Annotated in this window: 9 protein-coding genes; 5 read left to right on the top strand and 4 right to left on the bottom strand. The window is 68.4% G+C overall.

What is annotated here, in order from left to right:
* Positions 1-35: 35 nt before the first annotated feature.
* The 4 genes from IU450_RS34590 (at position 36) to IU450_RS34575 (ending at position 4,985) form a co-directional block, all read left to right on the top strand.
* Positions 36-938, top strand: a complete 903-nt coding sequence (locus tag IU450_RS34590; protein ID WP_195153930.1) for an alpha/beta fold hydrolase — start codon at positions 36-38, stop codon at positions 936-938.
* Between the two features lie 78 nt (positions 939-1,016).
* A complete protein-coding gene (locus IU450_RS34585) occupies positions 1,017-1,628 on the top strand; it encodes a TetR/AcrR family transcriptional regulator (protein ID WP_228835548.1) in 612 nt (203 codons plus the stop codon).
* Positions 1,629-1,776: 148 nt separating this feature from the next.
* Positions 1,777-2,748: an enoyl-CoA hydratase/isomerase family protein gene (locus IU450_RS34580; RefSeq protein ID WP_228835547.1), complete on the top strand. Its 972-nt coding sequence runs from the start codon at positions 1,777-1,779 to the stop codon at positions 2,746-2,748.
* Entirely contained in the window at positions 2,745-4,985 is a 2,241-nt protein-coding gene (locus tag IU450_RS34575) for a molybdopterin-dependent oxidoreductase (RefSeq protein WP_195153929.1), read from the top strand. Before IU450_RS34580 ends, IU450_RS34575 begins: the two co-directional genes overlap by 4 nt.
* A 230-nt stretch (positions 4,986-5,215) precedes the next feature.
* Here the strand turns inward: IU450_RS34575 and IU450_RS34570 are convergent, their stop codons facing one another.
* Positions 5,216-6,010 (bottom strand): alpha/beta fold hydrolase, encoded by a 795-nt coding sequence (locus tag IU450_RS34570; protein ID WP_195153928.1) that lies wholly within the window; start codon positions 6,008-6,010, stop codon positions 5,216-5,218.
* Positions 6,011-6,436: 426 nt separating this feature from the next.
* Here IU450_RS34570 and IU450_RS34565 point away from each other — a divergent pair, with 426 nt between their 5' ends.
* Positions 6,437-6,832, top strand: coding sequence for a MerR family transcriptional regulator (locus IU450_RS34565; RefSeq protein ID WP_195153927.1), 396 nt, complete (start codon positions 6,437-6,439; stop codon positions 6,830-6,832).
* A gap of 293 nt (positions 6,833-7,125) precedes the next feature.
* Here the strand turns inward: IU450_RS34565 and IU450_RS34560 are convergent, their stop codons facing one another.
* The 3 genes from IU450_RS34560 to IU450_RS34550 form a co-directional block, all read right to left on the bottom strand.
* On the bottom strand, positions 7,126-9,339 hold the full coding sequence (locus IU450_RS34560; protein ID WP_195153926.1) for a molybdopterin oxidoreductase family protein: 2,214 nt from the start codon (positions 9,337-9,339) through the stop codon (positions 7,126-7,128).
* The gene (locus IU450_RS34555; protein WP_324197932.1) at positions 9,239-9,976 is read right to left on the bottom strand and encodes a GNAT family N-acetyltransferase; all 738 of its coding nucleotides are present in this window, start codon (positions 9,974-9,976) and stop codon (positions 9,239-9,241) included. The genes IU450_RS34560 and IU450_RS34555 overlap by 101 nt, the downstream gene beginning before the upstream one ends.
* 178 nt (positions 9,977-10,154) lie before the next feature.
* Entirely contained in the window at positions 10,155-10,739 is a 585-nt protein-coding gene (locus IU450_RS34550; RefSeq protein WP_228835557.1) for a YczE/YyaS/YitT family protein, read from the bottom strand.
* Positions 10,740-11,525: the final 786 nt, after the last annotated feature.

The following is an 11,525-nucleotide window of genomic DNA, read 5'->3' as shown; positions in this document are numbered from 1 at the left end:
ACGCGCCATGCTTGTCGACGACAAGGAGGTAGAACATGGAGGAGTTCGCGTCCTGGCGGGCGAACGGACGACGCCACACTCACCGCGGCCACCAGATCTTCTGGCGCGACGGAGGCGGTGGCGCCGACGGGACGCTGGTGTGCATCCACGGATTTCCCACCGCGTCCTGGGACTGGCATCGGATCTGGCCCGGTCTGTGCGAGCGATTCGCCCGGGTCATCGCACCGGACATGATCGGTTTCGGCTGGTCGGCGAAACCACGCCACTACGACTACGGTATCGCCGACCAAGCCGACATCCACGAGAACCTGCTGCGCGAACAGGGCATCGACCGCTACCACATCCTCGCCCACGACTACGGCGACACCGTCGCCCAGGAACTGCTGGCCCGCGACGCCGAACGCCGCGCCGCGGGCGAGGAATCGCTGCGGGTCGAATCGGTGTTCCTGCTCAACGGCGGCCTGTTCCCCGAGGCACACCGCCCGCGCCTGGTGCAGCGGGTGCTGGCAAGCCCGCTCGGCCCGCTCGTCGGCGTGCTGGGCACCGAGCACACCTTCCACCGCAGCCTGGCCGCGGTGTTCGGGCCCGACACCGAACCCGCCGACGCCGAACTCCACCAGTTCTGGCTGCTGTGGTGCAGCAAGCACGGTAAACGCAACGGCCACAAACTGATCCGCTACATGGCCGAGCGCCGCAAGCACCGGCAGCGCTGGGTGGGCGCCCTGCAGCAGGCCCAGGTTCCGGTCCGGCTGGTCGACGGAACCGCCGACCCCGTTTCCGGCGGGCACATGGTGCGCCGCTACCGCGAGCTGATCACCGACCCGGACGTGGTGGAGTTGCCGAGGATCGGCCACTACCCGCAACTGGAAGCGCCCGAGCAGACCCTCGCGGCGCTGCTGGAATTCCACGGCACCCGGGTGCACAAGCCCACCGCGTGACCGCTGCCGCAGTTGCGGACCGGCTCGGCCGGTCCGCACCGACAGCACCTTCTATGGCGGGGGCCATAGTATGGCGGTATGGCAACCACGCGTCGATCCCGCAGCGCCCAGACCCCACGCCCGCCCAGGGGCGAAGCGCGGCAGCGCATGATCGACGGCGCGATCGACTCCCTGCGCGTGCACGGCGCCAGCGCCACCAGCGTCGACCGGGTCCTGGCCGCCACCGGCGCGCCACGCGGCTCGGTCTACCACCACTTCCCCGGCGGACGCACCGAACTGATCACCGACGCTGTCGGCACGGCGGGGGAGCTGATGTCGGGCTACATCGAGCGCCTGGCCCGAGACGACGAACCCGCCGCCGCGCTGGACCGCTTCGCCGCGATGTGGCGGCGCACCCTGCTCGACAGCGATTTCCGGGCCGGCTGCCCGATCTTCGCCGTCGCCGTCGAAACCAACGACGAGGCCCCGGAGTTCGCCCACCTCGCCGCGGAGATCTTCCGCCGCTGGCAGCAGGCGCTGACCGGGATGCTGACCCGCTACGACGTGCCGGCCGACCGCGCGGAGCGCCTGGCCACGCTGACGGTGGCCGCGTTCGAGGGCGCCATCGCACTGAGCCGCGTCCACCGCGACATCACACCGCTCGACGACGCGGTCGCCACGCTGCGCGAGCTGATGCCCGCCACGAGCTGAGCCTCCCGCCGCGCAACGCGTCAGCCCTTGACACACCCATTATGGTGAATGCCATAGTCGGGAACAGGCCGCGCCACCCCCCGAATCATTCTCGCGCGGACACAGTCTCGCCTTCCGACCGCTGACACGCGCACCGAAGGAGCCGCCGATGCCCGCCGCCGACCTCCACCTGGAAACCATCCGACTCGAACACACCGGGCGGGTACTCACCGCGCGCGTCGTCGCACCACCGCTGAACTTCGTCACCACCGCGGTCGTCCGTGACCTCGACACCCTCACCGCCGCGGTCGACACCGACGACACAGTCGGCGCGGTCGTGCTCACCGGAGGACTACCCGGCCGCTTCCTCACCCACGCCGACCCCGCCGCCCTCAGCGGCATGATCGAACGACCACACCCCTTCGTCCCCGCCCGCGCCGCAGCGCCGTTCCTGCGCGCCGCCGCGGCCGCGCTTCGCGTCCCCGGCGCCACCCACCTCGTCGAACGCCACGGCGGAGGCCTCGGCACCGGCCTGGTCTGGGGCCACCGCTGGAAACGCACCACCCTGCGGATGAACCGCTCCGGCGTCGCCTACCTCGCCGCCATCAACGGCCCCGCACTCGGCGGCGGCCACGAGATCGCCCTCGCCTGCGACCTGCGCTACGCCGCCGACGCCGACCACGTACGCCTCGGCCAGATCGAGACACTGGCCAACCTCATCCCCGGCGGCGGCGCGACCCAACGCCTCACCCGCCTGCTCGGCGCCGCCAAAGCCATCGAGGTCACCCTCGAAGGCACACCGTTCACCGCCCGCGAAGCGTTGCGCCTCGGCCTGGTCCACCGCGTGCTGCCCGCCGAGGACCTGCTCACCGAAACCCAGACCACCGCCGCACGCCTCGCCGCACGCAACCCGGTCGTCGTCGCCGAACTCAAACGCGCCGTCTACTTCGGCCCCGACAAATCCCTCTCCCGCGGCCTGGACGCCGAACAGGCCGGATTCGTCTCCGTCGGCACCACCGCCGCGGCCGCGCGCACCACCAAAGCCTTTTTCGAAGACCTCGACCGGCTCGCCGACACCCCCTTTCTCGCCGACCCGCAACCATGGCTGGACGGCACCCGCGTCGACCAGGTGAGCGAATGAGCACCCCCACGGCCACCGGAACGTGGCACAAGACCGCCTGCATCCTGTGCGAGAACAACTGCGGACTGCTCATCCAGCTCGAGGACCGCCGCTTCGCCAAGATCCGCGGCGACAAAGACCACGTCGCCTCCGCCGGCTACACCTGCAACAAGGCGCTGCGCCTGGACCACTACCAGAACGGCGGAACCAGGCTCACCACCCCGCTGCGCCGCGAACCGGACGGTACCTTCACCGAAATAGACTGGGACACCGCTATTTCCGAGATCGCCGCCCGACTCACCGCGGTCAAGGACACCTACGGCGGCGACAAGATCTTCTACTACGGGGGCGGGGGACAGGGCAACCACCTCGGCGGCGCCTACAGCACCGCCCTGCGCCGCGCCCTCGGCAGCCGCTACCGCTCCAGCGCTCTCGCCCAAGAGAAAACCGGCGAAGGATGGGTCGACGCCCACCTCACCGGCGGCCACACCACCGGCGACTTCGAACACGCCGAAGTCGCGATATTCCTCGGCAAGAACCCCTGGCAGTCCCACGGCGTCCCCCGCGCCCGCACCATCCTGCAACAGATCGCCAAAGACCCCGCCCGCACCATGATCGTCATCGACCCGGTGCGCACCGAAACCGCCGACCTCGCCGACATCCACCTGCAAGTACGTCCCGGCACCGACGCCTGGTGCCTGGCCGCCCTGCTCGCGATCCTCGTCCGCGACGACCTCCTCGACCACGCCTTCCTCACCGCACACACCACCGGATCCGACACCGTCCGCGCCGACCTCGCCCACATCGACGTCCCCGCCTACGCCGACATCTGCGGCATCCCCGAAGACCTGCTGCGCAGCACCGCCCACCGCATCGCCGCCGCCGCCGGCGTCGCCACCTACGAAGACCTCGGCGTCCAGCAGAGCCCCAACAGCACCCTCATCTCCTACCTGAACAAACTGCTGTGGCTGCTCACCGGCAACTTCGCCAAACCGGGCGCCATGCAACCACATTCGTGGATGGCGCCGCTGGCCGGCTACAGCCGCCAGATCAAACGCAGCCCCGTCACCGGCGCACCCATCCTCGGCGGCATGCTGCCCTGCAACACCATCGCCGAAGAAATCCGCACCGACCACCCCGACCGGTTCCGCGCGATGATCATCGAATCCGCCAACCCCGCCCACTCACTGGCCGACTCCACCGCATTCCGCGAAGCACTGCACGCCCTCGACCTGGTCGTCGTCATCGACATCGCCCTCACCGAAACCGCGCGCCACGCCGACTACGTTCTGCCCGCCGCCAGCCAATTCGAGAAATGGGAAGCCACCTTCTTCAACCTCGAATTCCCGCACAACAGCTTCCACTTGCGAGCCCCCGTCCTCGACCCGCTCCCGGGCACCCTGCCCGAACCCGAGATCTACGCCCGCCTGCTGCGCGAACTCCGCGCCGTCGGCCGCGGAAAACTCGCCGTGCTCCGCACCGCCGCGAAACTCGGACGACGCCCCTACGCCTGGACCTTCGCCGCACTGCTGGCCACCGACAAATCCCTCGGCGGCCTGGCCCCCTATTTGCTGTACGAAACCCTCGGCCCCACCCTGCCCGACAACGCCCGCTCCGCGGCCGTCCTGTGGGCACTGGCCCAGCGCGTCGCCAAGGTCTACCCGGCCGCGATGCGCCGCGCCGGACACCGCGACGCCGACGCACTGTTCGACGCCATCCTCACCGGCCGCTCCGGAGTCACCTTCACCCTCGACGACTACGAGCACGCCTGGGACTACCTCCCACACCCCGACAAACGCATCCCGCTGGCCATCCCCGAACTCCTGCACACCCTGCGCGAACTCCCCACCACACCCGCCACCCACACCACCACCGAATTCCCGTTCGTCCTCGCCGCGGGGGAGCGCCGCTCCTTCACCGCCAACACCATCTTCCGCGACGACACCTGGCGCCGCCGCGACCCCGAAGGCGCACTACGGCTCAACCCCGGCGACGCCGCCCGCCTCGGCCTCGCCACCGGCGACCGCGCCCGCATCACCACCCGCCGCGGCAGCGCCGTGGCCACCGTGGAAACCAACGACCGCATGCAACCCGGCCACGCCTCCCTGCCCAACGGCCTCGGCCTGGACCTGCCCGCAGGCAACGGCACCCGCCGCACCGGCGTCGCCGCCAACGAACTCACCGACCTCACCTGGCGCGACGCCATCGCAGGCACCCCCTGGCACAAACACGTCCCCGCCCGCATCGAACCCGCCTGACCACCGGCGAGTCCGTCGTAATGCGTCATCGAGTTCGTCGTAATGCCGTGCCCCACAGCACCTGTCGAGGACCGAGTTCGGGTTTCCGGTCGGCCGGCGCGTCCACGGGCCCGGAGCGGCGGGGCAATACGTGCCTTACCCATGGGCGTCGAGCTGCCGGACGGCCGTGTCGAGGAAGTCGGCGACACTCCGGCTGGATGGGACTGCCGCCGACCTGCGTGCTGCCGGAATCAAAGACGGCTGTCGCGGAGGAAGTCGCGGATGAGGACAGCCCACTCCTCGGGCCGCTCGACGAAGGGCAGATGCCCGGTGGCGATCTCGGCGTAGCGCGCGCCGGGGATGGCGTCGGCCAGCTGCCGGTGGTGGTACGGCGTGACCAGCTGATCGAGCGTGGTGGAGATGACGAGGGTCGGCACGGCGAGCGCGCCGAGATCGGCCCGGACGTCGACGTGGTCGATGAGCAGATCGAGCTGCTCCGGCGTGCCGGGCGGGATGGTGGCCGCGGTCGTTGCGATGGAGGTGTCGAGATCATCCTGGGCGACGACGTCCAGAGCCGCCGCGCTGAGACCGATCAGGGATATGAACGCGGCCAGATTCTCCAGCTCGCCCGCGCGGAGCAGGTCGCGCCAGAGCCGGGCCGCCAGCAGCAACCGCGGGTTGGGATAGGCGAAACCCGCGGTGAGGACCAGGGCGGTGACACGGTCGGGGTGGCGGGTGGCGGCACGGATGGCGACCGCGCTGCCCAGCGAGTACCCGGCGATGGCGAAGGCGTCCACGCCCTCCTCGACAGCGGCGGCGACCAACTCGTCGGCCAGAGCGTCCAGAGTGAGCGGTACCTCGGCGCGGTCGGTGCGGCCGGTGCCGGGGTAGTCCGGGCCGACCACAGTGTGCTGTGCGGCCAGCACGCCCATGATGGGGCCATAGTTGGCGTCGATGCCACCGCCTGCGCCATGGGCGAGCAGCAGGCCCGGGCCGTTGCCGCGCACGACGCGGCCGAGGGTGGAGGTGGGCAGAGCAGTGGACATAGTTCTCTCCTTCGGATTCCGGCAGCGCTGATCACTGCTCAGTGGTCGAGGTGGTGTGGTGCGGCCGCGAGGAGCACAGCGCCGCTGGCTGTTAAGGCGCCGCTGATCGTTACGGCGCCGCTGGCTGGCACGCGCCGCTACGAGGCGAGGCGGCGGTGAGGGCTTGCCCACCAGGAGCCCATCGGCGACACCGAGGTCGAAACGCGGAGGCTCTGATAGCGGCGATGAGGGTGGGGCGCTGCGGAACCCGGGCCCAGTCCTGCCGCAGCGGGACGAGGGCGGCGGCGATCATGGATATCCACGACGAACACGCACACGGTGCGCGTTGTCGAGGAGGCCGCCCTGGAAGCGCTGCGCCGGTGATCATGACCGCTACGCTAAAGTCTCACATCAGTGTGAGAGTCAATGTGGTGAGGTGGAGGTCACATGCGCATCGGAGAGATGGTCCGCCGCACCGGAGTCAGCGAACGACTGCTGCGCTACTACGAGGAACACGGACTGTTGGCGCCGACGAGACTGCCGAGCGGCTACCGGGTCTACAGCGACGCGGACGTGAACACGGTCCGGCGCATCCGCACCCTGCTCGCAGCCGGCTTGTCGACCGCCACCATCGCCCAGGTCCTGCCATGCGTCCGCGACGACGGCCCGAACCTCGCGCCCGTGTGCCCCGATCTGGTGGCGCAACTGCGCAGAGAGCGCGAGCGCATCACCCACGCGATCGAGGAGTTGCAGGCGTCGCAAGGCCTTCTCGATACCGTCATCGCCGCAGGCCCTGCCCACGCCGACGCGACAATCCCGACAATCCCGCAGCCGGGACGCTGACGCGACCGAGACCATGCGGCAGCAGCCACCAGCCGCTACCACCGGCTTACCGACCGACAGCGCTCGGCCATATCGCCGTTCGACCACAACAGCGGTCGAAGTCCGGGACTGATGAGCACACCATCCGTTCGGCGTCACACACCTGGGCGCGGGCTGCCTGACCCACCCGCGCGGCCGCACACCGCTGACACCCGGTCAGCGGCGCCGCCCACATCCGCAGAGAACGCCACTCGCCCCCTCACAGCGACACAGGGAGACCGTCGATCCAGGCACGCCGGCACACCCCGCAACCGTCAAGCGGTCGGCGCGGGCTCACGCTCGCTCACCTCGACACGCTCAGCGGACTCGACAGCCGCCCTGGTCACCGTCACCCAGGTGTTGTTCACCGCCGCCGTCCCCGAGAACGTGTCCGTCAACGCCGGATCGTGCAGCAGGTTCACATTCGCCCCCGGCAACGACGCCGCCACCGTCCACCCGACACCCGGCTCCTGATGACCCCATCCGTGCGGAATCGCCACCGTACCGGCCCGGATATCGTCACTTACCTCCAACGGCACCACGATCGACCCGGTCCGGGAACGCACCGTCACCGGCTCACCGTCCCGCAAGCCCCGCGCCGCAGCATCGTCCGGATGCATCAGCGCCGTGCACCGATCGCGCCCCTTCACCATCGACGGCACGTTGTGCAGCCATGAATTGTTGCTGCGCAGATGACGGCGACCGATCAACTTCAAGTCATAGCCCTCGGCCGGTGTAGTCAACGCCTTGCCCTGCTGCGCCTCCGCGAGCACATCCCGGGCGGCGGCCACGAAATCCTCCGGCGCCACATGCACTTTCCGATCCTTGGTTCCGAGCAGCGAACGCAGCCGCGGCCGCAGCGGTCCCAGATCGATGCCGCCGGCCGCCGCCCGCGCCTTCGCCACGGTCAAACCCTTGCGGCCCCGCCGCAACACCCCGTACGGACCCGCCGCCACCCCGAGCGCGGCGATCCGGACCGGGCTGACCCGATCGAACAACCCATTCAGAGCCCGCGCGGTGAATTGGCGCGCAGGCAGCGGCACCATCTCGGTGATCAGCCGCGCCATGATCTGCCAATCCTCCAACCCGTCGGCGGGCGGCTCGAACACCCGCGCGTCGAACCGCAGATTGTTGCGCACACTGAACACCGGGAACAGGATGTTGACGTCCTCCCGCTCCAACGGCGAGATCGGCGGCAGAATGATGTCCGCGTGCCGCGTCGTCTCCGTGACGTACATGTCCACGGCCACATAGAAATCCAGCGAATCCAGCGCCGCCCCCAACCGGCCACGCTGCGGCGTCGACAACACCGGGTTGCCCGCATACGTGATCATCGCGCGGATCCGGCCCGGCCCCTCGGCCAATATGTCCTCCGCCAACGCCGCCACCGGCAGCTCCGAACGGAACGACTTGTAGGTCCCGGAACGATCCGTCCACGCCCCGTACCCCATCGGCAGATACTTCCCATACCGTGGCACATCGATCGGCGGCGTCGCGAACATCTGCCCACCCGCCCGATCCAGATTGCCCGTCACCGCGTTGATCGTGTTCACCAACCAATGCGTCAACGTACCGGTCACCTGCTGACACACCCCGATCCGCGCGTACAGCACCGCCGAAGGCGCCGCCGCGTGCTCCCGGGCGAGCCCGCGAATCGTCTCCGCGTCCACCCCCGCGTACGCCGCCATCTGCTCCGGCGCGGCCTCGGCCACCAGCGCCCGCAACTGCTCCCAGCCGGTGCTCGACGCGCGAATCGCCTTCTCGTCACACAAATCCTCGGCGACCAGCACATGCAACATCCCCAGCAGCAGATACACGTCACCACCCGGAGCCACCGCGACATGCTGATCGGCCAGCCGCGCCGTCTCGGTGCGCCGCGGGTCGATCACCACGACCTTCCCACCGCGCCGCCGCACGTCACGAATCCGCTGCTTCGCATTCGGCATGGTGGTCACCGACCCGTTCGACACGGCCGGATTGGCCCCCAGAATCACCAGACGATCGGTCCGATCGATGTCGGTCACCGGCATCAGCACATTCGAGCCGAACATCCGCCATGCGACGAACTCCTGCGGGAACTGATCGATCGAGGACGCCGAGAAGAAGTTCCGGGTCAACAGCACCGTCCGCAGCATCCCCGCGTACAGCGCCGACGAACTGTGCGCGGCCGGATTACCGAGATACATGCCGATCGCGCTGGGCCCGTGCTCGCGACGCACCTTCCGCAACCGCTGCCCGATCTCCCGGAACGCCTCGTCCCACCCGATCGGCTCGAACGACGAACCCACCCGCCGCATCGGCGTCCGCAACCGATCCGGGTCATGGTGCAACCCGCCCATCGCCGTCGCCTTCGGGCAGATGTACCCCTTCGACAGCACGTCCTGCGGATTACCCTCGATCCGCGTCACCTGGTCGCCGGAGACCGTGACGAGAATTCCGCAGTGTGCCTCGCACAAGGTGCACTGTCGGGCAATGGTGGTAGCACTCATGAATTTTCACCTTCTGCCGGATCGCTTCCCACAGGCTAACCGGGACGCCCACCTTCCGTACAGGTCTGTATGTAGGTTGGATGCGGGCGTGCACATGCATGTCGTGCCACCCGTCCGCGTGCAACGCGGCGCTGCGTTTGACACCTTCCCGCGCGAATCCCGCCTTCACCGCCGCGCGGCAGGACGGCAGATTATGCACCGAATGCAGCACCTCGAGCCGATGGAAACCCACCTCGAACGCCCACCGGGCCACCCGATCCACCGCCGCAGGCGTGACTCCGCGACCCCGCCACTGCGGAGCGGTCCAATACGCGATCTCCGAGACCCCCTCGGGCGGCGACATGTTCCGCAACGCGACCCGCGCCGCCACCACGTCGTCGACGACGACCGCCCACTGCGGGCCGGAACCATTCGCCCATCCCGCCCGCCAGCGCGCGATCAACTCCTGGGCCTCGGCGTCGGAGTCCACACTGCGCACATGCCAGCGCTGAATGTCCGGATCCTGGTAGACGGCGCGAACGGCAGCGGCGTCGGCATTCGACCAGGGCCGCAACAGCATTGCCGCGCTCCGCAGTGTGGGCTGAGTCCCCGCGGCGAACACGTCGGCGGCGACCGCTTCGGGCAGCAGAGCAGACACACCCGGATTGTCCCCGGGCCTGCCGCCCCGCCGCCACGAAATATTCGGGACTGCCCGCAGTTTACCGACGCTACGGCCACCCTTGATGCATCAGGTCTGACCTTCCCGCCTGTACCGACTTCGTCACAGTGACAATTCGGTATTCGGTCGAGAATCAGCAGGGGAGTGTGCACCCCGGCTACATGGTCGGAACCTCGGCGGCGGCACCGGCCACAGGTTCCGGCCTCGGCGGCGCGAACCCCGGCAGAATCCGGTTGGCCGCAGGAATCATCAGGTGGATCAGCGGGCCGATCCCGAAGGCGTACACCAGCGTGCCGATGCCGACGCTGCCACCGAGGACGAACCCGGTGGTCAACACCGCCACCTCGATTGCCGTGCGCACCACCCACACCGACTTGCCGGTTCGCCGAACCAGTCCAGTCATCAGTCCATCTCGCGGCCCCGGTCCCATGCCGGCACCGATGTACAGCACACTCGCCACCGCGTTCAGCACGACAGCGGCGATCATGGCGCCCACCCGCACCACCAGCTGATCCCACGACGGCAGCCACGCCAACCCCGCGTCGACCGACAACGCGATCACCACGACATTGCTCACCGTGCCCAACCCGGGCATCTGCCGCAGCGGAATCCACGCCAACAGCACCGCGACACCGGTAACCGCCGTCACAGTGCCGAAACTGATCGGCACATGCGCGGCCACGCCCTGATGGAACACATCCCACGGATCCAGTCCGAGCCCCGCCCGCACCATCACCGCCATCGAGAACCCGTACAACCACAATCCGACATACAACGCGATCAACCGACGAACCAGCACCGCACCAGCGTGCCCGCAACTGGACCTCACAACCAGAGCCAATCACCAATCACTGGACTGTGAAACAAAAGCCATCACATGACCCGCTACACGTCGAGCGCACCACAATTCGTCACTGTGACGATTAGATGCGGTTTGCGACTAGAGCAGGGGAGCTCAATCTAGGAAAAATCCAAGATTTACCAATCGGACCGAGATACACCGAAATATTTCCACCAAACGGACAAAGCGCCGAAACGGGCGAACCACGCGACGACGACATTCTCACCAGGAGTCCGGAGCCGAACCGATCGAGCTGGGCATGCCAGCCCATGAAACGCGAACAACGGCAACGCCATACAGCGCAGCACCACATCGCCAACCACGCCAGATTTCCGCCGATAATCAACATTATGTTAACTAGAGCGTCGGACGGGCTTCCGAACCCTTCCCTTCCGTCCGCAACATGCTTGGGCGAACCACGAGTGGCCGGATTTTGACCCGCGCGCCGACCAATGCATGCAGATCGTACCTACCGTTCTCCACCGCGCTTGTGACCGACGTTGCCAGCGAAGCCCGTGCAGGCACTTTCAGCAGTCTCCGGCACCGGCACGGATTGGGTGCGCCATGCTGGTGCGGTGGCCGATCCGCGGAGCAGACAACACGAATACAACGCGTTCATTTCCTACAGCCACGACGAGGACCGAATGGTTGCGACCGCGGTACAGCAGGGTCTGCACCGGCTGGCCC

Source organism: Nocardia abscessus (genome assembly GCF_015477775.1).
GTDB classification, from domain to species: Bacteria; Actinomycetota; Actinomycetes; order Mycobacteriales; family Mycobacteriaceae; genus Nocardia; species Nocardia abscessus_A.
The sequence above is the reverse complement of the archived record's forward strand: the minus strand, read 5'-3'. Positions and strand labels throughout refer to the sequence as shown.

Coding starts and splice junctions, on each gene's coding strand:
- IU450_RS34590 (WP_195153930.1), top strand. CDS start 36: ATGGAGGAGTTCGCGTCCTGGCGGGCGAACGGACGACGCCACACTCAC.
- IU450_RS34585 (WP_228835548.1), top strand. CDS start 1,017: ATGGCAACCACGCGTCGATCCCGCAGCGCCCAGACCCCACGCCCGCCC.
- IU450_RS34580 (WP_228835547.1), top strand. CDS start 1,777: ATGCCCGCCGCCGACCTCCACCTGGAAACCATCCGACTCGAACACACC.
- IU450_RS34575 (WP_195153929.1), top strand. CDS start 2,745: ATGAGCACCCCCACGGCCACCGGAACGTGGCACAAGACCGCCTGCATC.
- IU450_RS34570 (WP_195153928.1), bottom strand. CDS start 6,010: ATGTCCACTGCTCTGCCCACCTCCACCCTCGGCCGCGTCGTGCGCGGC.
- IU450_RS34565 (WP_195153927.1), top strand. CDS start 6,437: ATGCGCATCGGAGAGATGGTCCGCCGCACCGGAGTCAGCGAACGACTG.
- IU450_RS34560 (WP_195153926.1), bottom strand. CDS start 9,339: ATGAGTGCTACCACCATTGCCCGACAGTGCACCTTGTGCGAGGCACAC.
- IU450_RS34550 (WP_228835557.1), bottom strand. CDS start 10,739: ATGGCGGTGATGGTGCGGGCGGGGCTCGGACTGGATCCGTGGGATGTG.